General features: G+C 31.8%; 23 protein-coding genes. 9 read left to right on the top strand and 14 right to left on the bottom strand.

What is annotated here, in order from left to right:
- Positions 1-290 precede the first annotated feature (290 nt).
- Entirely contained in the window at positions 291-2351 is a 2061-nt protein-coding gene (locus tag EM932_RS18840) for a tetratricopeptide repeat protein (RefSeq protein ID WP_135878760.1), read from the bottom strand.
- 152 nt (positions 2352-2503) lie between these two features.
- Between EM932_RS18840 and EM932_RS18835 the strand changes: the two genes are divergently transcribed.
- The 3 genes from EM932_RS18835 to EM932_RS18825 are packed head-to-tail and all read left to right on the top strand — an operon-like array spanning position 2504 to position 4346.
- Positions 2504-2782 carry an STAS domain-containing protein gene (locus tag EM932_RS18835; protein ID WP_135878759.1) on the top strand — a complete coding sequence of 93 codons (279 nt, stop codon included), beginning with the start codon at positions 2504-2506 and terminating at the stop codon, positions 2780-2782.
- 33 nt (positions 2783-2815) lie between these two features.
- Positions 2816-3124 (top strand): STAS domain-containing protein, encoded by a 309-nt coding sequence (locus tag EM932_RS18830; protein WP_135878758.1) that lies wholly within the window; start codon positions 2816-2818, stop codon positions 3122-3124.
- The gene (locus EM932_RS18825; RefSeq protein ID WP_135878757.1) at positions 3105-4346 is read left to right on the top strand and encodes an oligosaccharide flippase family protein; all 1242 of its coding nucleotides are present in this window, start codon (positions 3105-3107) and stop codon (positions 4344-4346) included. Before EM932_RS18830 ends, EM932_RS18825 begins: the two co-directional genes overlap by 20 nt.
- 370 nt (positions 4347-4716) lie before the next feature.
- Here EM932_RS18825 and EM932_RS18820 read toward each other — a convergent pair whose 3' ends face one another.
- The 9 genes from EM932_RS18820 to EM932_RS18780 all read right to left on the bottom strand — a co-directional run bounded on the left by EM932_RS18820 (position 4717) and on the right by EM932_RS18780 (position 16833).
- Complete coding sequence (locus EM932_RS18820; protein ID WP_135878756.1) at positions 4717-5430, bottom strand: LytR/AlgR family response regulator transcription factor; 714 nt, start codon at positions 5428-5430, stop codon at positions 4717-4719.
- Between the two features lie 9 nt (positions 5431-5439).
- Positions 5440-5760 carry an Hpt domain-containing protein gene (locus EM932_RS18815; protein ID WP_135878755.1) on the bottom strand — a complete coding sequence of 107 codons (321 nt, stop codon included), beginning with the start codon at positions 5758-5760 and terminating at the stop codon, positions 5440-5442.
- Complete coding sequence (locus EM932_RS18810) at positions 5760-7736, bottom strand: PAS domain-containing sensor histidine kinase (RefSeq protein ID WP_135878754.1); 1977 nt, start codon at positions 7734-7736, stop codon at positions 5760-5762. Before EM932_RS18810 ends, EM932_RS18815 begins: the two co-directional genes overlap by 1 nt.
- Positions 7736-8275 carry a heme NO-binding domain-containing protein gene (locus EM932_RS18805; RefSeq protein WP_135878753.1) on the bottom strand — a complete coding sequence of 180 codons (540 nt, stop codon included), beginning with the start codon at positions 8273-8275 and terminating at the stop codon, positions 7736-7738. The genes EM932_RS18810 and EM932_RS18805 overlap by 1 nt, the downstream gene beginning before the upstream one ends.
- Positions 8276-8409: 134 nt before the next feature.
- A complete protein-coding gene (locus tag EM932_RS18800; protein ID WP_135878752.1) occupies positions 8410-8826 on the bottom strand; it encodes a response regulator in 417 nt (138 codons plus the stop codon).
- A gap of 343 nt (positions 8827-9169) precedes the next feature.
- Positions 9170-9955, bottom strand: coding sequence for a hypothetical protein (locus tag EM932_RS18795; RefSeq protein ID WP_211344325.1), 786 nt, complete (start codon positions 9953-9955; stop codon positions 9170-9172).
- A 378-nt stretch (positions 9956-10333) separates the two neighbouring features.
- The gene (locus EM932_RS18790) at positions 10334-11767 is read right to left on the bottom strand and encodes a rubredoxin (protein ID WP_170179849.1); all 1434 of its coding nucleotides are present in this window, start codon (positions 11765-11767) and stop codon (positions 10334-10336) included.
- Complete coding sequence (locus EM932_RS18785; protein WP_135878750.1) at positions 11764-15285, bottom strand: nitrate reductase; 3522 nt, start codon at positions 15283-15285, stop codon at positions 11764-11766. Before EM932_RS18785 ends, EM932_RS18790 begins: the two co-directional genes overlap by 4 nt.
- A 126-nt stretch (positions 15286-15411) precedes the next feature.
- Positions 15412-16833 (bottom strand): MFS transporter, encoded by a 1422-nt coding sequence (locus EM932_RS18780; RefSeq protein WP_135878749.1) that lies wholly within the window; start codon positions 16831-16833, stop codon positions 15412-15414.
- Positions 16834-17117: 284 nt separating this feature from the next.
- Here EM932_RS18780 and EM932_RS18775 point away from each other — a divergent pair, with 284 nt between their 5' ends.
- From EM932_RS18775 to EM932_RS18755, 5 genes are all read left to right on the top strand, one after another.
- A complete protein-coding gene (locus EM932_RS18775) occupies positions 17118-17594 on the top strand; it encodes a histidine phosphatase family protein (protein ID WP_135878748.1) in 477 nt (158 codons plus the stop codon).
- A 206-nt stretch (positions 17595-17800) separates the two neighbouring features.
- Positions 17801-18040 carry a ribbon-helix-helix domain-containing protein gene (locus EM932_RS18770; protein WP_135878747.1) on the top strand — a complete coding sequence of 80 codons (240 nt, stop codon included), beginning with the start codon at positions 17801-17803 and terminating at the stop codon, positions 18038-18040.
- Positions 18033-18320, top strand: coding sequence for a type II toxin-antitoxin system RelE/ParE family toxin (locus EM932_RS18765; RefSeq protein ID WP_135878746.1), 288 nt, complete (start codon positions 18033-18035; stop codon positions 18318-18320). Before EM932_RS18770 ends, EM932_RS18765 begins: the two co-directional genes overlap by 8 nt.
- A 110-nt stretch (positions 18321-18430) precedes the next feature.
- A complete protein-coding gene (locus EM932_RS18760) occupies positions 18431-19054 on the top strand; it encodes a Type 1 glutamine amidotransferase-like domain-containing protein (RefSeq protein WP_135878745.1) in 624 nt (207 codons plus the stop codon).
- A 214-nt stretch (positions 19055-19268) separates the two neighbouring features.
- Positions 19269-20363: a serine hydrolase domain-containing protein gene (locus EM932_RS18755; RefSeq protein WP_135878744.1), complete on the top strand. Its 1095-nt coding sequence runs from the start codon at positions 19269-19271 to the stop codon at positions 20361-20363.
- Between the two features lie 173 nt (positions 20364-20536).
- Here the strand turns inward: EM932_RS18755 and EM932_RS18750 are convergent, their stop codons facing one another.
- Entirely contained in the window at positions 20537-21196 is a 660-nt protein-coding gene (locus EM932_RS18750; RefSeq protein ID WP_211344326.1) for a response regulator transcription factor, read from the bottom strand.
- Positions 21197-21623: 427 nt separating this feature from the next.
- Between EM932_RS18750 and EM932_RS18745 the strand changes: the two genes are divergently transcribed.
- A complete protein-coding gene (locus EM932_RS18745; protein ID WP_135878742.1) occupies positions 21624-21923 on the top strand; it encodes a GIY-YIG nuclease family protein in 300 nt (99 codons plus the stop codon).
- 314 nt (positions 21924-22237) lie between these two features.
- Here EM932_RS18745 and EM932_RS18740 read toward each other — a convergent pair whose 3' ends face one another.
- The 3 genes from EM932_RS18740 to nirD are packed head-to-tail and all read right to left on the bottom strand — an operon-like array spanning position 22238 to position 25037.
- Positions 22238-24052: an ATP-binding protein gene (locus EM932_RS18740; RefSeq protein WP_135878741.1), complete on the bottom strand. Its 1815-nt coding sequence runs from the start codon at positions 24050-24052 to the stop codon at positions 22238-22240.
- An 11-nt stretch (positions 24053-24063) separates the two neighbouring features.
- A complete protein-coding gene (locus tag EM932_RS18735; RefSeq protein WP_135878740.1) occupies positions 24064-24648 on the bottom strand; it encodes a DUF4202 domain-containing protein in 585 nt (194 codons plus the stop codon).
- A gap of 11 nt (positions 24649-24659) precedes the next feature.
- Positions 24660-25037 (bottom strand): nitrite reductase small subunit NirD, encoded by a 378-nt coding sequence (gene nirD, locus EM932_RS18730; RefSeq protein ID WP_135878739.1) that lies wholly within the window; start codon positions 25035-25037, stop codon positions 24660-24662.
- Positions 25038-25096 lie beyond the last annotated feature (59 nt).

Genomic DNA, 25096 nt, shown 5'->3' with positions numbered 1-25096 from the left:
CAAAGAAGAGTAGAACAAGGGAAAAACAAAATGAGTACGCTCAACATTATAAGAAACAAATTACTTGCTAAGGCCTTTGCTGTAGTAGCCAGGGGAACTTTTTATGTTGACACTATGAAGTATGCATCATAATTATAAAAAAAAATTATCATAATATATTTGGTTTAGTCATAGGATACGGAATGACATGATTTCTTCTTTAAAACCTTTTAAGTATTTGATTATCAATTTATAATATATCGAACTGACGTTAAATTAAGTATTTAAAACACACAATTATTCTTAAACATTTAAAGCTTAAAAACAGGCTTCTCAAACAAATACCACTTAAAACGAACCCCAATTTCAGTAAATGTAAACCCAGCAGCAGTAGCAGAAGCAATATTACTTCTAGTCCCATAAACATTTAATAAAGCACGGTCACAAAATTTATAACCTAACTTTCCTTGAATACGATACGTACTTTGTTTTTCATTGTTTTCAATAAACTGATACCCAGTAGCAGCCGTTAACTCATAAAACCATTCCTTAGGTTTAGTAATGACTTCATCTTTAATAAGGTTTATAAAAACCTCGGTAGCATTAAATTTTTCTGGACTAAAATAAATAGCTGGAACTTGGTTCTTAAAAGTGATATACTGATAGTTTAAACCTGCTTTTAACGATGGTTTACTAAGTATATTATAGTATAACGAGGTAAACAACAAATTCCTAGTATTATTATCGTTTTGTGAAGTATAATAATATTGTGTAAACCAACCTAAATTAAAGTTGGTACTTAAGTTATAATTCGCGTAAAAGTGGTTCATAACAATTTCACGATCTAATAGATCTGCGTTAAAATTTTGAAGCTCTCGTTTATAACCAATATCTAAAACCTGTAATTTAAAGGGTTTTATATTAAAAGACACATCGGTTAATAATTGAGTATAATCATCCGTATCCGCTTTTGCTAAGGTGATACCAGCTGTGCCTTTAAAAGTGATGTTCGGTAATAACTGATAGGCTAATCCTAACGAAAAATTATTTGATGTCGCTTTATTATTTGTTACAGAATTACTTGTGGTTCTATATCCGTAATTAGCAAGCCACTTAAACTTTGTAGATGTTGGGAATTCAAGATTCGTTTGGAATGCATAAGCTTCATTATCCCCATTATCAAAAGTATAAGACCCTTTAGTTTCTAAAAAAGGGGTAAAACGCGTATCTAAATCTTTAATAAAATTGGTTGCATCTTTTTGTTTATCATAAAACTGTAAGGTGTTGTTTGCAGACTCGTAAGCTTCATTATAAAAACCAGATGCTTTTAGTGCATTGGCCTTTCCTAAGTTGCCATCAAAAGAGGTCTTATCGTTTTTTAAAATACGGTTGTAATCAATCACACTCTTTTTAAAATCACTTTTATAGATATTCAATGTGGCTCGTAAGGCTAAAACCCAATTATCATTAGGTTTCGTTTTTATCAATTCATCTATTAAAGTTTGGGCTTCTTTATACTTTTTATTCCAAATAAGGGCTTGTATATAGCGTTCTTGCGTTTGCTGTTTGAGTGTAGCATCGTTTATATTTGGTAAGGTGTTATGAGCTTCTTTACTAATTTTTAAAGCGGCTTTTTCTTTGCCTTTTAAGTGTTGCACCAAGGCAAGTCCGTTTAAGGCTATCGTTTTATCAGTTTCATTGTTACCTATCGTATTATAGATGGTTTCGGCGTTATCAAATGCTTCAGTTATTAAATATAGATTGGCTAAGTTGATCAAGGTTTCTTTATCATTTTTAAAAAGAGATAAATTATCTTTTAAAAGACGTTCTGCTTCTACATAGTTCTGTTGCTGTTGATTTTTATAAGCATAACCTAGATACATGTACTTTTTGGAGGTTAAGGCGTTTTGATTCCCTGGAGAGATTTCTAAAGCTTTATCGACATATATTAAAGCCTCATTATAGATCTTTAGATTAGATAAAGTGTTGGCATAACCTAAAAGTGCTGGGAAACTTTGATCGTTTTCTTTAATAAGACTTTCATAGTAGTTTTTAGCCGTATGATAGTTTTTATTCCATAGTAGCGATTCTGCGTAATTGAGTTTAATTTCAAAATCATTTGGATAGTCTTTTAACAAGTCTGTAAATATAGAAACAGCTTCCTTAGAATTCCCATTTAATCCGACGGCACGTCCATAACATAATTTTGCTGTTTTGTTTTTCGGATAATCCTTTAAAACAGTTTTAAAATACGTTTCAGCAACTTCATATTTGCCAGTTTCTAAGTAGGTGAATCCTTCTTGCATGTTTTGAGATACCCCAAGAGAACCAATAAACAGGGCTACTAAGACTAAATATGACTTAAACTTCATGAGCGATTTTTAATACATGCAAGGTAAACAATAGATTTTAATCATTCATCTACAGCAACCTGCAACTCACCGATATTGCCCCTAAAATCTACAGATTTGATAGCATCTTTGTTTCAGAAGTTAAAAAGAATAATAACTAAAAAATAGAAATTATGGCACTTAAAATTACAGAACAAAACGGAACATTTTTAGTAGAAGGAACTATTAACGCTAATACGGCATTGAATTTTCAAAATCATTTAGAGACCATTTTAAATGTATATGAGACATTAACGATTGATATTGAAAACGTCACAGAAATTGATGCTAGCGGTATGAACGCCTTAAGAGCTCTTTACAGCAATGCATTAATTTATAACAGACCCTTTTATATTCTTGGTACTGGTTGTAAAGAAGTCTACGATGATTTCATGTTTACCAATGCTGCATAATTAATACTTCATATAAACCCAAATCTAAATATTATGAACTTCGAAATTATAAATAACAGAGGTGTTTTTGAAATCCATGGTGATTTTACAAATACACATACCAATCAGGTAGCAACTTATTTTAATAATCTATTGGATAAGTATTATGAGGTTGTTATATGCCTAAATCAGGTAAAACGTATGGATGATAAGGCTTTAAATGTCATGCAATTTATAGCAGCTAAAGCCAAAAGAAGAAGCAAAACACTTTTTGTTTTAGGAAAAGAGAATAAAAGAATTAACGAACAATTTAAGACCTCGAATCTAAATAACATTTTTAAAAATGATTACTCTAGTAAATAATTTAAAGAAAAGAGTTTCTCCAGAGCAGTTATTTATGATAAGTGTTCTGGCTGTAAATGGCGGGAATTATTTGTATAATCTCATTCTTGGTCGTTTGTTAGGGCCAGCACAGTTTGCAGATGCTGCAGTATTAATAACCTTTTTGTTGGTATTGTCTTTTGTAGCAATGACGTTTCAGTTAGTCACTGCAAAGTTCTCAGTACTTTTTGAAAACCAATTATTTAAAAGTTTTATTTCAAAAATTTATAAAAATGCATTAATTGTCGGCATTGTAATGGGGGCTTTAATTATCGGTTTTGCTAGCCAATTGCAAGAACTGTTCAATACACCCTCATCCAGTATGTTTGTGATATTTGGTTGTGGAGTTCCCTTATACTTTTTAATGAGTGTGAATAGAGGTGTTTTTCAAGGAAAAAAAGCATTTAAGGCGTTATCTATAACGTATCAATTTGAAATGCTAAGCCGTTTGCTAGTTACCTTAGGGGTGATCTTTTTGTTCAACATACAATCTTCTGTAGTTATAGCCATAGGTATTTTAATTTCATTCGGATTTGGTTTGATACCTTTTAAATTCAAGTCAATCGATCTAAAATCGAAATCATTCCTATCTGTTTTACAAGCGAAACAAATAAAGCAGTTTTTTATATTAACAGCGTTTTATGAGTTAACACAAATCATAATAAACAATAGTGATATTCTTTTAGTAAAACATTATTTTGAATCTTATGAAGCAGGTTTATATGCTTCTTTAGCTTTAATAGGTCGTATAGTATACTTTATAGCCTGGATGTTTGTTATGCTGTTGTTGCCAACAGTGGTTCAGCTTAAAAAAGAAGGTAAGGAAACAGCATCCATATTGTTTAAATATGTAGGGTATATAGCGGCTATTTCGGTGACTATTATTGTAGCATGTTTAAGTTTCCCAGAAATCATCATAAAACTATTATTTGGTGAGAGTTATATCGCTATGGCACCACTTTTATGGAAATATGCTATTGCTACCAGTATGTTTGCCATTTCTAACATATTTGCGTATTACTATTTATCTCTAGATAAATATGTACCAGTGATTATATCTGGTGTGTTTGGAATGCTTCAAATGATATTAGTAATCTTTTATCACAGTAGTTTAGAGCAAGTTGTTTATATGCAGATTATTGCCATGGTTTTATTGCTGATTATTCAACTAATCTTCTTCAGATTAGATCGTAATAGAGATTAATTTTGCTTGTCATTCAGAGCAAAGCAAAGAATCTCAATACTTCTTATATCCATTAGAAGTCAATAGTTCTTATTGTTTTTAGATTCTTCAGTCGTAAGCTTCGCTTATATCTTCAAACAAAATATATTTTGTTTTCGATAGCCTTCTGAATGACAGAGTGATTTTTTAAGTTACACAAAATAAATTAATATTTGCCTGTCATTCAGAGCAAAGCGAAGAATCTCATTGTACTAAACTAAATTCTACTAAGTTCATGTCGAACGCAGTGAGACATCTCATAATACTTGATTATTGATATCTTAATTACTCGATGCGATTTCTCGTCGCTCATTCTTCGCTCTGCCGAAATGACTACGTATGGTTTTAAAATTTACAACAAATTTAACCGTTTCATCAATTCTGGTCTATTAGAACGGCTTACAGGAATCACATCTTTTTTAATCAGTACACTATTATCTTCAATATCTATGATTTTTTTAATATTAATGATGTACGAACGATGCACTTTAAGGAATAATGAATCTGGTAATTTTTCTTCAATTTTTTTTAAAGTAGAATGCACTGTGTAATTTTTATCTTCTGTTTTCACATTGATATAATCTCCTTTAGCCTCTATGAGATAGATACTAGGAATATCTAGTTTTATTAGGCGTCTGTCTATATTTATGTATAAATCATTACCTGAAGCCGTTTCTACAGCATCGGCTGGCTCTTTACTTTTTACAGTGTCCGAATTGATAGTCTCTGCTTTTTGAATCGCTTTTTCAAAACGTGGCAAAGCTATGGGTTTTACCAAATAATCTACAATACAATCGTATTCAAAAGCTTCGATTGCAAAATTAGTGTCTGAAGTTGTTAGAATTATTCTAGGTGGATTCTTTAAAGTTTGAATAAAATCAAATCCCGTAAAATCTGGCATGTGTATATCTAAAAAGATAAGATCTACATCATTCTGATTTAAATATTTAATCGCTTGAATCGCATTGGGAAATTCTTCAAGAATGTTTAACCTTGGGATACTTATACAAAGCTGAGAGATAATAGCTCTAGCAGTAGCTTCGTCATCAATAATAATACAATTCATAAAAAGCGTCTATAGTGTCTTTAAAAAGTCTGTTATAAGCTTTAAAATAGTATCGAAATCTTGTTTACCTACCATACTGCCTTCTTTCAAATTATTCTCAAAATCGTCAGCAGCCTTATAACTTTTATCAAGCCCTAAAATACTAATTTTATGTTTAATTTTGTGTACATTTTCTGCTGATTCTTTAAAGTTTTTAGCTTCAATGTTTTTCATGTAAATATCTTTTTCGCCCGGAAACTCACTTTTAATAATAGTTATCAACTTGGCTTTAAAAGCCTCATTTCCGCCTGAAAGCGTATTTATATAAGATAAATTAGGCTGTTCATTCATTATTTTTTAAGTGTAAAATAAAACGTCGTACCATTCCCTGCTTCAGAATCAATCCAGATTTCACCTTTATATAAGTCAATAATTTTTTTGACAATAGAAAGCCCTATACCTGTTGACTCTTTACTCGTATTAAGGGAATGGAATATTTTAAAAATCTTGTCATGATATTCCTTTTCAATACCAACCCCATTATCTTTTATTGAAAATTGATAAAACGATTTTTGTTCTAATACATCTATTTCAATAATACCTCGTTCTTTATCATTAAACTTGACACCATTACTTATTAAGTTTTGAAATAGTTGCTTAAGCTTCGTTTTATCACCTTTTACTATTGGTAATTTGTTAAGTACATTTATAGAAATGTGTTCTGGCACAAACAGTATTGTTTTTAGTTCACTAACTACGTCATTTAAATCTACAGGTTCTTTTTCGGGAGCCTCAGAACCTATACTGGAATACAATAAAATATCAGAAATAAGCTGTTCCATCTTTTCTAATGTCGTTTCTATGAGTTCGAAGTTCTGAATACTCACTGCATCTAATTTACCTTTGTTATCTTCTTTTATCCAATTCACCAAAGCGTCTATACCTCGTAACGGTGACTTTAAATCATGGGACACTATGTGTGCATATTCTTGTAACTCATCATTGCTTTTTTCCAGCTTTACTAACAATTTTTCTTTTTGGAGTTCTAATTTTTTTATCTCAGTGATATCTAAATGGACACCTATAGCCCCTACTAATTCCCCATTTAAATTATAATTGGGAGCGCCACTTATTAACCAATGTCTATCTTCATTTGATTTATTTTTAACCTTTATTTCGTACGAGTGTGACTCTCCTTTATGGCGCTTTACGTCTTTAGTTTCTATAACTTCAGCGTTTTCTTCAGTTAAAAATAGTTCTTTACCGGTTTTTCCTATGAGTTCTTCTTCTGAGTATCCAGACATTTCAGAAAAACTCTGATTTATCATAAGTATTTTACCATCATTATCAGCTTCAACCAAACCTAAATTCATATTAGCAATAATGTTGCTATATTTTTGTCTTTGTGCTTCTAAGCTCTGATGATAATTTCGTTTTAAAGTAACATCTCTATAACTCCATAAATGCCCTTTATATATATTATTTTTAAAAATAGGAATATAATCGCGCTCCAAAATTTTCCCATCTAGCATTTTAAGTTCATCTCCTAAAACAGTCTTTCTGTTCTTTAGAGTTTCATTGATTTTTGATATAAATTTTTCTGCATCTACAAATAGGGTTTTGCTTTGCTCTGCTGCATTTGAACAATCTTGCCCTACCATTAGTTCTGGAGATATAGGAATACCAAACAACTCACAAAACTTCTTGTTTGTTAGCACTATTTTCCTGTTTTCATCTTCAAGTAGAACACCACTATCCAAATTGAGAATGAGCGTTGATAATCTATTTTCAGATTCGATTAATTGCTCTTCATTTTGTTTTGCTATGGTAATATCTCTAACAATACCTTGTGCAGCTACAGGAATCCCTTTATCATAAATAACACTAGCATTTACATGAACCAATTTAGATTCATTTTTCCTTGTAATAATATTTAGAAAAAAATCTGTAATTGAACCCTTTTCCAATAAAGACCTAAATGAATCTGCAACACGCTTAGTTTCTTTAGGAGCTGCGAGTTTCATAAGGTTGAAATTTTCCTTGGCATCATCGAACCCCAGCATATCTACAGCTGCTTCGTTCATTTTAAGAATATCCCCTTGAAGATCTATAATAACATAAGCATCCACAATATTTTCAAAAACACCTTGTAACTGAGAATCTGTTTTATCAAGTAGCGCTTCTAACTCCAAATAAGATTTTTCTAATTTTTGTTTAGCTTCGTATAATTCGGCTGCTTTATCTTCAAGGATTTTTTCTGCCTGTTTTCTGGCAGCTTTTTCGCGTGCGAGTGCACGTTTTAACATGTCAATTTGATCTTGACTCATTAATTTCTGTTGATTATAAACTTAACCTCAGTTCCATCTTCTTTCATTTTTTCTAATTCGATGGTAGCAGTAGAATCAAAGTGTTCGAATGTTTTATTCATTAATCCCAACCCAAAATGGTGCATCGCTCTGCTTGATTTATATACCATCACAAGTGAATTATCTGTTTTGTCAAGAACTTCAAAAGTTGGTAATTCCGCATCTGGATAAATTTTCCTAACCTCTACATGAATATGATTTTCAATAGATGCCAACATATCTATTGGATCTTTATAAGTTGCTAAAAGTCCAGGATAACTTTGTTTTAAAACATCAAAAAAATGTTCTGCATAAACTAATAACAAATCGTCTATTTCAATATTAGTATTGGTGCTTAAATGTTGAAGTAATTGAAGCATTTCTGAGAATTTATAGGTTCCTACTGCTGTATAAATACCTTCGGACTCTAATTCAGATTGGGATATGATGGTATCGACCATCTCTAATCCAAATTTTGCCTCAACAAGATCTAAAAACTCTGTAAACACAATGCCTTTCATACATTAAATTTTATAATTAAAACAATTAGTTAGTTAGTTAAAAATTTAGAACTCATAAAAACTATAATGCTCTTCATTAAAAATTTTGAACATTTTTTTGCGAACGCATTTCTGAAATTTGTTACGATATAGTTTTACTTAATTTCTATTAATTCATTAATACTCCAATATGCCAGTAAGTTTTCTATTTTAGTAACGTAATCTTCATATTTTAAAGGTTTTAAAACATAACCAGCTATGCCTAACTTATAACATTCTAACAAATCTTTTTGGTTATTAGAAGTTGTTAATATAATAGCAGGAATATGTCTTAACCTTTCATCTTTTTTTAAAATGGCCAAAAATTCTAAACCATTAATTTTTGGCATGTTTAAATCTAATAAAATTATGTGAGGTAATTCGTATTTTTTTTCTAAAATTTTTAAAGCTTCTTCTCCATTATGAGCTTCTATGATATTATGCTTAAGGCCTAGGGAGGAAATAACTCTATTAAGTTTCATAACTTCAATCATGTCGTCTTCTATAAGTAGAATTTTTAAATTATTTTTCATCGTATTAATTTAAGTACATGTAAAAATAATGCAATAAGATGTAGCTAATATACTGATTCGTTAAACTGAATTTAAGTGTCGTTCAATGGGAATTAAGTGTCGACGAATGGTTTTTAAATATATGAAGCGTCTTAAATTATTATTACTTAAAAGTTCGCAACAAAATTTCATAATAAAAAGAGGCTGTCTAAAAAGTGTCATTCTGAATGGAATGAAGAATCTCTTTAAAATATATGACTCTGATTATGAATGAAATAAGATTCTTCGCGTTGCTCTGAATGACAAGATTAACCACTTTTCAGACAGCCTCTTTAGATTTAATTTTTGGAATTCTTCTTTTTCACTATTTTCTAACTAATTTTTTATAAGCTATACTATTCTGACTTCCCTCTACTTGCAATATATAAGTAGCAATTTTAAAATCAGACAAAACTAATTGAGAAACATCATTATCGATTTCTTTTTCTAAAATACGTTTTCCATATAAGTTAGTGCTTTCAATTTTGGAAGTGTTAGAGGTACTAATATTTGCTATTCCCTTGGACGGATTATGATTTAATTCAACTTTTAAATCCGATTCAGCATACATATTTGCAGGTAAAACATCAGATTTCACAACAGCTGAATACCATTCTGTTGCAGTTCCATTTGACTCAGCCGTCCTCCAAGTAATTGTGTAATCTCCTACTGAAGGGTTTATAATGATACCTGTAACTATAATTTCAATGGTTGCTCCTGCTGGTATTGTTAACCCTGGAGATCCAGCTAAAGTGGACATTTGAATTCCATTAGGCCATGATCCTCCTATTGGTCCAAGGGTAGTCGCATCAATAACCTTTTCATTTCCATTTACCTTTAATACAATGTTAGAATCTAATAAAGTTGGATAGTCTATAATGTTAGCAATTGATGGAAATCCATCTGGCAGTGTCATATAGAATATATTTGATGTTTTACTTCCTACTCCAATGGCTTCAGTTGTGACATAGGTAAAAGTATAAGTTGGGCTTTCACCAGGGGTATTATCACTCACAGTAACTGATTGAGAATATACAAATATTAAAGAAAATTGAATAAATAAAAACGATAAAAAGTATTGTCGTTTCATCACAAAGCAAAACTGTTTCATAATTATTCTTATGTAGGTTAGTACTACGAATATAACGATTAACATCTATTAAAATCAAATTTATTCGATTAGATGTATTTTTAATAAAAATAAACTTACAAAAAATTCTTGCAGATAAAAAATATAAACTAATACAAATAAATAATATGGCTTTAAAATTGTAGCTGAAGATAAAAATGACCAGCAAGGATCACTAGCCAACAGAACTAAAGAAACCTCATGAAAAATGGCTTATGTCTTGTCATCATATAAGTTATAGTTGCTAATCATATATGATTAACAGCATTGAGTTTGAATGTATCTGTTACTGGAAGTATTGTGATGTACGATAGAGGAATGGATAAACCCAGAATATAAAGTTTCTCTAAACTCTGTCTTTTACTTTACCAACACTTTCTTTTCAAAATGACTCTTCGGTGCTTCACAAAGGGAACATTCATAAGTATTCGGAAGACTGTCAAAGTTTGTATTTTTAGCTATATTTTGAGTAATATCTCCATAAGCCTTATTATAAACAGTTAGACAATCTTTGCATTGATATATTTCTTCTTCAAACTTCTCTAAAGCAATTTCAACAGTTTTCTCTTCTTCATGCTCTGTTCCTAGCTGTTCAAAATACAACTGACTTAATTCCATTAAAAGCCCTGGTAATTCTACCTTATCGACATCTTGAACATGCATGATATATTCGCGTGTATTCGGATCGAATTTCTTTGCATATAACAAATTGTAAGTATCTCTAATTTTAAAATCTCCAATAGCCTCTGGTTGTTTATTTTTCTCAATAACAATAGACGTGAAATTATAAGTGTCACTCTCATGGCTTGTAATACCAAAGGTTAATCCATATGTACTAATATCGTTTTGATCAAAATTAGTAACAAGGTATTTTTTTAAACTTAAAGCATCTTTATTATTGACTGGGACATGCCAATTCATCTCTAACATGGAATGGCGTACATTGATACCAAATTTACCTAAAAGCTTTTCCCATTGTAGTTTGGACTTTGATGGAATTCCTTTAACAATAAAAGATTTCCAAGGCGTAATTGAAATTTTCCCAATTTTATTTTCAGAACATAAATCGCACATGGCTTTTAAAAAAGCTAAGTCATATCTATTATTTCTCCAATATAATCCCAGCCAATAACTGTCTGTACCAATACGATTCATCCCTTCGTAATACGGAAATGGATAAAAAGGTACTTCTAAAGGTTTATCTACGGTTCTATTATTAGTATCTACTGCATCGCTTACTAATTCAAAAAGTGTTTCAATAGTTTCTGGTTCCTCTTGTAAAATATTTTCAATGGCTAGTTCAATCTTATCCATATCCCAACTGTAGATGAGTGCAGGATACATTTGTGTTTTCCCCCAACCTGGAAGTCTTACATACAAGTACCAATAATCTTCGTGCTCTGAAGCTATAAAATTCACATTCCCTGTATATAATGGCACTAAACGTTGTTTTGGATCGGTAACATTGACTCTTAAACTTAATCTATGTTTAAACTGTTCTATAACATACAAATACCGATCACTTGTGAGCCATGATGTACTTGGTAATATATCTGCAGACACGTAGGATGAGACAATATTTTCTATACCATCTCTTTTTGGTTTGATGAATTGAATTTTATCAAATTCATCAAACTTACTTTCATCTATTTCTTCAGGAAAAATAATATCTTGACGAGAACCGAAAGAAATAGCATCTAAACCCAAACCTTCTGCAGCTTCACAAATATATTTTAGCTCGCCAGGAGATACGACGCCTCCATTAATTCTTAATCTATATGGCTCTTTCATCATGCTAATACTTTAGAGTTATGAAGGATCTCTCTAACTTCGGTTTTGCAACTTCCACAGCCTAGACCTGCACCAGTTTTATTACATAATTCCGTAAAATTAGTACATCCTTTTGCTATGGCTTCTTCAATGTTACCTTCACCAACCTGACTACAAGAACATACTAGTTTTCCTAATACTGGTGTATCATTTGACGAACCACGGAGTAGTGTATTTCGTTTATCGGCCATTTCAATTTTACTTTCAATCATAGTTTTAAACTCGGCAAATTCATTTTTATCGCCCATTAACACAGCTCCGATAAGTAAATCATCTTTAACAATACACTTTTTGTAATAGCGTTTTTTAATATCGGTGAATATGATTTCTTCGTAACTATCATCATTATCAGGAACAATAATGTCTCCAATACTACAAAGGTTTAAATCATTAAACTTCAGAATATTCATTAATACCGAACCATTATAAGAACAGCTAATATCTCCCGCAATGAAATTTGCCAATATAGCAGCTTGCTCTTCTGCTGCCGATGTAATTCCGAATAACTGATTGTTAAACTCTGCGATTTCTCCTATAGCAAATATGTCGGGATGTGAGGACTGTAAATGCTGATTTACTTTTACTCCTCTACTACAATCTATACCATTTTCTCTGGCTATTTCAACGTTAGGAATCGTACCTATAGCATAAACTATGGCATTGGCTGTAATGAGTTTTCCACTTTTTAAGGTAATATTTAATTCGCCTGTATCTTCATCATCAAATACGGTGCTTACTTCATTATCAAAATAAATCTGGATGCCACGTTCCTGAACATCTAATGCCAATAGCTTACTGGATACCTTGTCTAATTGTCGTTCCATTAAACGAGAAGCACGCTGAACGATAGTAATTTTTACATTCTTATGTTTCATCGCTGCTGCTAACTCTAAACCTAGCAGCCCGCCTCCCACAATAACAACATGTTGTTCTTCTGGAGCTAAATTTGTAGCATCTAAATAATCTTTAAACTTATCTGCATCCATTTTATTACGCATCGTAAAACGCCCTGGCAAATCTATTTGAACATCTTTCGGAATAAAGGCGCGACTACCCGTTGCTAAAATCAATTTATCAAACGTATGTTTGTTGTTATGACTGTCTGTTACAACCTTATTTTCTTTATCTATGTTTGTAATATAAGTTTCTGGATGTACCTGAATATTCAGCTTATTTAGCTCTAGTTTTTTAATTTTAAGGAGTTGTTCCCATGTTAATTCTTCGGTTACATACTCAGGCAATAACACCCTGTTATAAAATAAGTTAGGTTCTTTTGAAAATACATGAATTTCATCAACTTCATTAGATTCACGATAATTTTGTACAAATCTGAACGCCGCAGCACCAGCTCCTGCAATGATAATTTTTTCAACCGGTTTTTTATATTTTGAAACTGACACACAAGTAAACTTAAAATCTGGTTCTTTCGATACGGGATCTACATATGTATTTGTTAAATTATTGGTTCTATTTAAATCACTTTGAAGCCGTTTTCCCCAATGCATTGGTAAAAACACAACACCTTTTTTAATGGTATCGGTTATTTTAGCACGTACCCTAACAACTCCATTTTCACTTTTAATTTCTGCAATACCCCCATCTTTTAATTTGCATAAATAGGCATCGACCGGATTAATTTCTAAAACGGGAGTTGGGTAATGTGTTTTTAATCTGGACACTTTCCCTGTTTTGGTCATCGTGTGCCATTGGTCCCTAACACGCCCAGTAGTTAAAATTAAAGGGAAGTCCTCACTAGGTTGAACCGACGTATTTTTAATAGTACTCGGTAAATTAAATTGAGCCTTTTGTGAAGAGGTATAAAACTTTTTATCTTCAAAAAGCCTAGGTGTACCTTGATGTCTATACTCTGGGACTGGCCACTGAAAAGTACCTTCGTTTTTTAATCTATCATAGTTTAAAAACGATACATCAATATTTGTTCCTTTGGTCATTGATGCATACTCATCGTAAATTTCGCTAGTATTACTATAATTAAAGCCTCTGAACCCCATTCGCTGAGCAAAATCACAAAAAATTTCGACATCTGGTCTTGCTTCTCCGGGAGAATCTATTTCTTTTGGTAAATATGAGATACGTCTTTCGGAATTCGTCATCGTTCCCTCCTTCTCCAACCATCCTGCAGCGGGTAATACTAAATCGGCATAGTCTACGGTATCAGATTTATGTGAAATATCCTGAACAACCACAAACTTAGCTTTTTTCATGGCCCTCTCAATTTGGTGTATGTTGGGCAAACTTACTAAAGGATTGGTACAAGCAATCCAAACGGCTTTTAGTTTACCACTTTCCAACGCTTCAAACATCTCTGTAGCTGTGTAACCAGGCTTATCAGATATTTTATCAACGCCCCAAAACTGAGCCACTTCTCGTCTGTGCTCTTCGTTCATTAAATCTTTATGAACTGCTAATAAATTAGCCATACCTCCTACTTCACGTCCGCCCATAGCATTGGGTTGTCCCGTAAGTGAAAACGGTCCAGAACCAGGTTTGCCTATCTGACCCGTTATTAACGATAAGTTTAATAGTGATACATTTTTATCGGTTCCCACGACACTTTGATTGAGACCCATGGCCCACATACTTATAAAACCTTTAGAAAGCCCTATAATATCTGCTGCTTTTTTAATATCTTTTTCTGGTACACCACAAAGTTTTGACGCTTGTTTTACGGATGTTGAAAAGATTAAGTCCTTGTAAAGGACTAATCCTTCAGTATGATACTTAATAAACTTTTCATCAATCAAACCACGTTCAAATAAACGTCTTCCTATAGCATTATAAAGAACAACATCGGTTCCCGGAATTAATTGAAGATGTAAGTCTGCAAAATTAGCGGAGTCTGTTTTACGAGGGTCAATAACAATAATCTGAACGTCTGGATTTTCTTCTTTACGCTTTTCAATTCGTCTAAAAAGAATGGGGTGACACCACGCAGGATTTGCTCCTGTAATCAAAAAACAATCTGCTAATTCTATATCTTCATAAGAAATAGGTACACTATCTTCTCCAAATGTTTTTTTATAACCAACCACAGCAGAACTCATACACAAACGTGAGTTGGTATCTATATTATTGGTTCCTAAAAATCCTTTTGTTAATTTATTGGCAATATAATATTCTTCGGTAAGGCTTTGCCCCGATACATAAAATCCAACGCTGTCGGGCCCATATTTTTTTATAATCGATTTAAAAACGCTACTGGCTCTATCTAATGCATCATCCCAACTTACTCGCTCGCGTGGATGTGATCTACTCCATCGCATTTCAGGATATAAAATCCTATCTGATGTATCGTTTACCACATAGTGTAAATTCATACCTTTTGAGCAAAGCATGCCTTTATTAACCGGATGATCCTTATCTCCTTCGACAAATACCTTATTATTAATGTCTTTTTTAACTACAATACCACATCCGACACCACAATAAGAGCAGGTAGTTTTCACTTGATTCGTAACCATTTACCGTAACATTTTAATACTAATTAAAAAAATAAAATAACGCGATGCAACTTGTGTTTTAATTATTCTGAATACCATAAAAATTGATACTGATATTCATAAAATGATAAAAATCGCAACTATAAATTAGCTATTTACAGATACCAATTTTCCTAGTGATTGTTTCAATTCTGTATCTGCTATTTTTTCGTCTTCTTGAGAAAACTTAATTGCTAGAGCAACTGCTCCTGTAATTACAACAATACAACCAATTACCAAATACCCTTGAGAAACTGCCACTGATGATGCTGCGGCTTGCGCACTATTTATAGCATCTTCTCCCAGCCCTTGATTGGCTGCTATGGCTACTTTTTCTGCTACGGCAGATTTAGATTTAAGCAATAATGCTGCAAGAAATGCGCCTACATTTCCACCTGCACCTACAATACCTGAAACTGCACCTATTGCTTTTTTATTTATAAATGGTACCACCGAAAATGTAGCACCTTCAGCCATTTGAACCGATAAGCTAAATAGGATTAAAAACACAATCCCAATAGTAATACTGGTTGTTGATGAGAATGTAACCAACATAATACCTTGAAGTGTTAGTATAAATGATAAGAATAATACACGACCTCTCAAACCTTTTAATTTTCCAAATTTGTCACCAAAAAATCCGCCTAAAGTACGTGCAAATATGTTCATTAAGGCGAATGACAAAACAATGTTACCTGCCGTAAGTCTTTCTAATTGAAAGGTATTCTGAAGATAATCATCCATAGTACCGTAAACCGTAAGCTCAATACCAAAACTAGCAGCATACACTACAAAGAGTATCCAAATTCTATAATCCTTCAATACAGTTAAAAAGTTAACTTGATCCTTTTTGGTTTCAATAGTTTTACCTGCAGCTCTTAAATCGCTAATATTTCCTTCGGGCGTATCTTGTGTGAAGAAATGATACACAATACCCATTAAAAAACAAATAATACCCGCAATAACCATAGAATATCTCCAGGCTTCAGCATCTGCTACTCCAAAACTCACCACTGCTGCTGCTATTAAAGGCATTCCCAAACGGTTAGCGCCTCCTCCTAAATTACCCCAACCTGCTGATGTCGCATTCGCTGTACCAACAATATTAGGTGCAAACATTAAAGAGGTATGTACTTGCGTAATAACAAACGATGCGCCTATAAAACCAATAAATAATCTACATATTAAAAATTGAAGCGGTGTTTGTACCAATCCACACAGAATAACAGGAATGGCTCCTAAAATTAGCAACCAGGTATAACATTTTCTCGGCCCGTATTTATCACATAATTTACCAATAAGTAAACGAGCAAATACGGTTCCTGAAACTGCTAAAATAATGGAATTCCATTTTTGGTCTGGGGTTAATCCCAAATCTTTAACAACATCCGGCATAAAAGGAACGATACCAAACCATGCAAAGAAACACATGAAAAAAGATATTGATGTAATCCAAAATGTACGTATGGATACATTTTTAAAATTCAATAAGTTTAAATTTGTAGACTTAGTTTGTTTAGGCGTATTCATAATTAAGTATTTTTATACGTACAAAATTAAGTATTTATACGTAATTTTAAAATATTCAAATACGTAATTTTGAATAAATATCAGATTGATAATTATTGAAAGTGGATTTTGAGGATTTGGTAAAAAAGGAAGAAATTAAGGGGACTTTTTTGGAGTTACTAAAAAAGAGCTTCAATATAACTCACCTTATTAACGCTTACATAAAAGATTTACTATATTCGGTGTTATAATGTGGATATGGCCAATTATCTATATTTAATTGTTGCACTACATAAAAATATCCAATGAAAGTAATATTTATAAGACATGCATCAATAAAATATGAAGGAGATAGTGATACTCTAACTGAAATTGGACAGAAATATTCTGAAAACTTACCCAAGATACTTAAAGATTCGGGTTATGAAACTATAGATCATATATATTATGTTTCACATGCTCAAAGTAATCGTGAAATAACTAGATGCTTTGAAACAATAAAAAAAATTGAATGTAAAAACGTTGAAAAAATAAAATGGAATGAATATCCTTTAATGGAAGTGGATAATTTTAAAGATGAAACAATTGTAATATGTTACATTAAAAAACTTTTATCAAAATTACCTATTGAACCTTATAATAAGCAAGAATTTATTAAGGACAAAACTGAAACTGATAAACTGTACGAAAATATAATAGCTACAAAATATAACTACGAATCTAAATCTCTTAAAATAGTTAATAATATTAACACTAACGATAAATCTGAAAATAATCAGTGATAACCGTACTGAAAAACTTAGTAAAACAACGTATCAAATAATTGCTTAATTTAGAACTCAAAAACAAAAGCATAGTTTCGATTTCATCGGCTGATTTTCATACTGAAAATCACTCTCACAAAATCGCAACTATTCATATACAAAACCTTTGTGTATATTTGGAATTGGTTCGTATTTGATGTATATTTACACCAAATAATAAAACTATGGCAAGACAAAGTATATCATTTACAAAACCGAACGATGAATGGCTTAAAAATCAAGTAGATAACAAAGAATATTCAAGCAAAAGCGAACTAGTAAATGACTTGATTAGACAAGCTCGAAAACAACAAGTTCAAATTGACTGGATTCGATCTAAACTAGAGAAAGCTGAAAGTAACGGATTTACAAACGACAGTAAAAACGAAATTTTAGCTCAATCAAAGTCTTTAATAAATGGCTAAATATCGATTGAGTAATGAGGCCAAAAACGACTTGATTCGCATTCATCATTACGGAATTAAAAAATTCGGAATTAATCAGGCGGACAAATATTTTGATTCGTTTTTCGAATATTTTGACATTATCGTTCAAAGACCTTTTTCATTTGAAACTGTCGATTACATAAAAAAAGGATACAGACGTTGCGTGTGTGGAGTCGATAGTATATATTATAAAATAAATAATGATATCATTGAAATAATGACAATTATCGGAAGGCAAGATTTAAATGAAAAACTATAAATTGAATTAATAAAAACTGTTGACAACAATGACTCCTATAAGTAATTGCTTCTACTCGCTTATCCTAAAAATTCCTGCGGAATTTCCAGGATAGTATTTACTTCCAAAATATGAAATACTATTTATCATCATATAAATTCGGTAATCAAATAAAAGAGTTAAAGAGCCTCATTCCTCAAAACAATAAAATTGGTCATATTAATAATTCGAGAGATTGGGTTGGTGTAGACCTCGAAAGAGCGAACAAACATCAACAAGAAGAAATAGATGTATTAAATGAAATTGGATTTAAGGCCGTACCACTAGATTTAAAAAAATACTTCCATAAAACTGAAGAATTAAACAGCACACTTAATTCTTTAGGAGGAATTTGGGTAAGTGGTGGAAATACATTTGTATTAAGAATGGCTATGAAATTAAGTGGATTTGATAAAATTTTCGAAAAATTGAAAAACAGAGACAACTTCCTTTACGGAGGTTATAGTGCTGGAATTTGTGTTTTATCCGACTCTTTAAAATCAATCGAGATTGCTGATGACCCAAATAATTTTCCATACAAAGGAATAAATAAACCAATCTATAAAGGATTAGGAGTTTTTAATTATTCATTTATGCCACATTATGATTCCGACCACTTTGAATCAGAAGCAATTGGAAAAGAAATTCAAAGATGTATAGATAACAAATGGTTATTTAAGGCTTTAAGAGATGGAGAAGTAATAATTATAGAATAAAAACGAATACGGTAGCTAATAATTGTATAAGAAAACATAGGACTGGTAAGACAGTTCGAATAGCTTAGGATTTTTTGTTAGGTTACCAAATATAAAATTTGGCGTTTTCAATATTAAATATAAAAGCAAAATATTTATATTTGGCTTAATACCAATCCGAAACGTGTTCCTTATCGGTTATCATACGTTTCTTATACGAGCCGTTACCTACATTATGAAAAACCCAGCAATCTTTACAATTTTTATCTTATTAGTAAGTTCATTTTGCTCTGCTCAAAATACATACATCTATTCCAAGCCTAAAAAACTTGAAGACGGATGGAAAACAAATGATTTGCAATCTCAAAACATTGATTCAACACTTATCATTAAATTATTCAATCAACTACAAATAAAAGAGAATAAAATTCATAGTGTTTTACTAGTGAAAAATGACCAAATTATCATTGAAGAATACTTTGGTGAACATTCAGTAAACAATCAACACGACCTTCGTTCTGCAACTAAAAGCATAACATCTATCTTAATGGGAATTGCAGTCGATAAGGGGTTTGTTGAAACTGTAAACGACCCAATATCAAAATACCTCAATAGCCTTGTTCCGACCAAAAATCTGGATGAAAGAAAAAAAGAAATTACAATCAAACATCTATTAACAATGTCAACTGGATTGGACTGCAATGATTGGGATAAAAAATCAAAAGGACAAGAAGACAAAATATATAAAAAAAATGATTGGTTACAATATTTTTTAAATTTACCAATGGTCAATAAGGCTGGTACAGTTTCAAATTATTGTACTATGGGACAAATTTTAGCTACTGAAATTATTAGTCAAACTTCGGGAATAACAATCGACAAATTTGCCGAAAAATATTTATTCAACCCGTTAGGTATAAGCAATGTAAATTGGGGTCATACCTCCAAGAAAGAAATTATTCCTTCTGGAAAAAGGTTATATATGACTTCTCGAGATATGGCAAAAATTGGACAACTAATTCTCAATAAGGGAAAGTGGAATGGAAAACAAGTTGTACCCGAAAAATGGATTGAGGAATCAACTACTTCAAAAACAAAAATTACTGGAATTGATTACGGTTATTTATGGTGGAACATTCCGTTTAAAGCAAACGGAAAAATCTTTGTTTCTAAAACAGCAACAGGAAACGGAGGACAATACATTATGGTTCTTCCCGAATTAGATATGGTTGCTATTTTTACGGGAGGTGCATACAATTCTCAAGAAGACAAACTGCCTTTTGTAATAATGAAGGATATATTCTTGCAAACATTTACGAGCGGAAAATAACAAAGATTAACAATGATAATCGTTGCACAAGGCTATAAAAAACAAGGTGCTTTGATTTGTTTGTTCTCAAATTTAGGAGCTTGTTAATCCCATCAAGGCTTTTATCTCCAAAACGACATGACACACTGCTTTGGTACCACTTTTTACGGTTTTTGTAACGAATTTTAAATACTTTAAACCAACTGATACTCCTTAGCTTTATTGTTTAGTTCCATAATGTTTTTTACATCTAATTTTTTCATGAGATTAAAACGGTGTACTTCGGCTGTTCGCTTGCTTATCTGAAGTTCTTCAGCAATCACTTTATTATTTTTAAGTTGTAAAACCAAACTAAGTATTTGTTTTTCTCTTTTGGTAAGATGAAATGGGTCTGCAACTGGATCTTTCTTTGAAGTACTTGTTACATTTCCGTTTACAAAATTATTCATAATGATAGCCGATACATCTCCTGTAAAATATTTACCGCCTGAAGCTACTTTAGTTATAGCCTTTAAGAATTCATCTTTGCTTGCTCCTTTTAGTAAATAGCCATCTGCTCCAGCCTGAATCGCTTTAACAACATATTCTTCGGAGTCATGCATAGAAAGCACCAAAGTTTTTACATTCTTATATGTCTTTGTTACTTCTGTTACGACTTCAATACCATTAAGTTCAGGCATTCTTATGTCTACAATTAGCAAATCCGGATTGGTGCGTTCTAAAACCTCTAAAGCTTCTCGACCATCTGCAGCTTCATCTATAACCTCTATGCCTTGTTGATCTTCTAAAAGTGCTTTAATACCATCTCTTACTAACTCGTGATCATCTGCTAAAACGATGTTAATCATATCTATAAACTTGAATTATAAGTACAAAAATAAGAATTTTAAGTAAAACTACGTATTTTGATGTGGATTATAGAGAAAATGTAGGGCATCATAGCTCAAGATTTATTATTATGATTGTCTAAATTGAGATTTGTTTATGAATTAACTAAAAAGATCATTCTATGTTCTGAGTCATTTCGAACGAATGTGAGAAATCACATAAAGATTGGTATTATAAAATGATGTGTGATGTCTCCTATCGTCGACATGACTATGAAACTTAATTCTACATTCCGAATCATTTCGAACGAAGTGAGAAATCGCATAAAGGTGATCACTTTTTTGTTTATAATACTATGTGATGTCTCCTACTGTCGACATGACTATGAGGTACTTCTTAATATTCCAAATCGAAAACATATGACAAATCCTACTTTTAGCTTAAATTTAATTCATGTTACACAAATACTTCGTTTACATAACAACTAATAAATATCGAACGACTTTATATATCGGATTTACCAATAATATTCAAAACAGATTGTCTCAACATTATTTTGATAGTCAAAATGCTAAAAAGTCCTTTACTGGTAAGTATGGTTGTATTTATCTTGTTTATTATGAAACTTTTGATTACCCAAAACTTGGCATTGCCAGAGAAAAGGAATTGAAAAAATGGAGACGAGAAAAGAAAAATAAGTTAGTATCTGATTTTAATCCTAAATGGGAAAACTTGAATAATCAAATATTTTAATTGCTTGAATATGATATTTTTAACATTCTTAATTATTAAAAATACTATGTGATGTCTCTTTATGTCGACATGACCTATCAAGCATATTTAATGCACTTAGTCATTTCGAACGAATGTGAGAAATCACAAAAGCTTGGCATTATAAAATGATGTGTGATGTCTCCTATCGTCGACATGACTATGAAACTTAATTCTACATTCCGAGTCATTTCGAACGAAGTGAGAAATCACATAAAGAGGATCATTATTTTTATCATAAGTGTTGTGTGATATCTACTGGTGTCGACATGATGACTATCAAACACAATCTTTAACTATACTAACGGAATATTCAAGGTAACTCTTGTGCCTTTGCCTATTTCTGAATTAAGAAATAATCGACCATTAATATACTTAATTCGCTCTTTCATAAAAGTCATGCCCATACCGCCTTCTCCATTTTTTATATTTTTAACTTTATCAGGGTTAAAACCTTTACCATCGTCATCAACAACAATACTAAGTATTTCTTTACTATGCGACAATGATACTGCGATATGTGTAGAATCGGCATACTTTATAGCATTATTTATCGCTTCCTGTACAATCCTATAGATGTTAATCTCTGATAATGAATCTAGTCTTTCTGCAAAATCTGTTTTATTATAAAGTACAATATGCTTCCCAGTAAGCTTGGATAACTCCTGTGTTAGCTTAGTTATTGCCGGTACAATACCATAATCTGCTAATTCTGGAGGTGTTAAATTAAATGTAGCGGTTCTTACTCCTTTTATAATTTTAGAAGTCAGTTCTTTTAAGTGCTCAATTTTTATAGCCGTTTTATCCATATCGCTAATATCAATACTTTCTAGGTTATACTTTAGCCCCGTAAGCATTTGCCCGATACCGTCATGAACATCTTTAGCAATACGATTTTGCTCTTTTTCCTGATTTTCTATAATCTTACTGGAAATGGTTTTTTGCTGACTCATCTTCTCCTCAAAGCTGGCTTTAGTTAATCTCTCGATTTCTATTTGCCCCGCTTTTTTTGAAGTGATTTCTGATGCTATAATTAGTAATTCCGATTTATCATCGGTAGGACTAAAAGGAATGATAGACATTTCTAACCACACTTCAATATTATTTTTGGTAGTGGCTTTAACTTCACCTTGCCAACCTGTTTTTTTATGTTTAGAAACAATATCATCTATGATTACTTGTTCGTTTTCATGAATAGATAATACTTCAGAAAAAAGCACATTGGTATTAAAATTACTAAATTTAAACAAACGAGAAAACTTATTACCCATATGTGTCACAATGCCATCAGGAGAAATACGAGCAAACAGCAAAGTCTCATCCATAGCACGACTCAACGCTCTTAATTCTTTTACCGATTTTTCCTTTGCTTGACTTAAAACATCTGCATCAAAAGCCATTTTTTTAGCTTTCTTCTCTGCTTCTAATAATTCGGAAAGATTATTTTTTACGGTTTTAGCAGCTGGCCAGAATATAAAGAGTAATTCTGCTAATAAAAGCAATAAGGTTATTGCCATTAAGACCATTTCTAAATTACGTAACCAGGCAACTTTCTCTTCTGCCTCTAAATCAAATTGATTTACAATTTGATCCATTTTCAGTAAAAATATCTGTTCGTTTTTCTGAATAATCTTTAATTCATCTTCAAACTCTAAATTTGAAGTTAATGGATTATTTTCAATGCTTTTTGTGATTAAAGAAGAGACTTCCCTTATGGCGTTAAAAGACGGATTGATATCTTTAAACATACTTACAATCACTGCACTATTATTTCCTGGTAATCCAAGACTATCGTTTCCTTTTTGAAGCGCATAATGAGACGACTCCCAAAGCTGTAGTGTCTGTTTAAACTCCTTTTTTAATTTAACTCTCTTTTCCTGATTGCTTATTATAGAAAGTAAAAACGCTTCTTTTGTCAATTTCTGACTCAACATACGCTGTCTCCCAGCAATATTAATTACTGTAGAATCACTTTGTTGAGCATTTAAATGCTTTCTAATAAGAATTTGACTAATAATAACTGAAAGTGCTACCGTACTTAATGCAATAATGTACAAACGGCTTAGTTTATCAAACGTACGTTGATCTAAAGAATTACCGTTTTTAGTCATACTATAAGGTATTAATCAATCGCCTGCTTTATTAAGGCCAAACTTTTGTCTGAAAACTTAATTTGTAGGGCAGCTTCATGTCCTTTATCTGACATTTTCACCCAGGTTTTTTTAAGAATGTCTATAATTTTTTTATCATCGTGCTTTGCAGCAAACTCTTCGAAATAATAATCTAAAAAGACCAAACAAATAATATCTTCTAAGGCTTGAGATTCTTCATTCTTTTTGATTAACTTTTTGTTTATCAACAAAGAAACTCTATCTATAAACACCTTGTCGTACCCTACTTGGTTTAGAATCTCGGCAGTTAGCTCTGCATGCATTTTTTTAAGTGTTTCACGCCATTTTAAATAGCCTACTCTATCCATAGGATATTCGTCTCTCGCTATTTTCCAACGACAAATATGTTGTGCACGCGCTGCTATTTGAAGGGCTCTTGAAGCATTTGGATTAAACTGAAGTAATTTTCGAGACATGCGCTGCGAATACAATAATTCCTTGGGGTAATCTATACCAGAAACGTGATATGTATTTATGTCTTCAGCGTTTTTTTTATCAATTAGTGCTATACTCGTTTCAAATCTTGTGGGCTTCATTTTTTTAAATATTAATCAGAAAAGCCAATATACACATTTCCGTCTTCAATTTTAACAGGATAGGTTGCTATTTTTAAATCTTCTCCTGCAAGATTGGAGCCATCTTTTAAAGAAAAATTCTTTTTATGCATCGGACAAGCTACTTTAGGAATATCATCTTTATCCCCTATCATACCTAATGATAGCACCATTTCCATTTTATGTGGACATAAATTTTGTGTAGCGTACCATTTCGATGTTCTTGTAAAATTATAAACCGCTATTTGCTTTGTTTTATATTTAATACAGGCACCACTATTTTCAGGAAAATCGGACACAACTCCTACATTAAACCACTCTTTTACATCGGCTTCAGTGACTGTCTCGTATTGATTAAGTATATCTTGCATATTTTTAAATTTTAAATCAATATATTTTATTTTGGCGTTACCTTTTACTCATACCTGCC

The organism is Flavivirga rizhaonensis (genome assembly GCF_004791695.1).
In the GTDB taxonomy this organism is placed as follows: domain Bacteria; phylum Bacteroidota; class Bacteroidia; order Flavobacteriales; family Flavobacteriaceae; genus Flavivirga; species Flavivirga rizhaonensis.
This window is presented reverse-complemented; position numbering and strand designations above follow the sequence as displayed.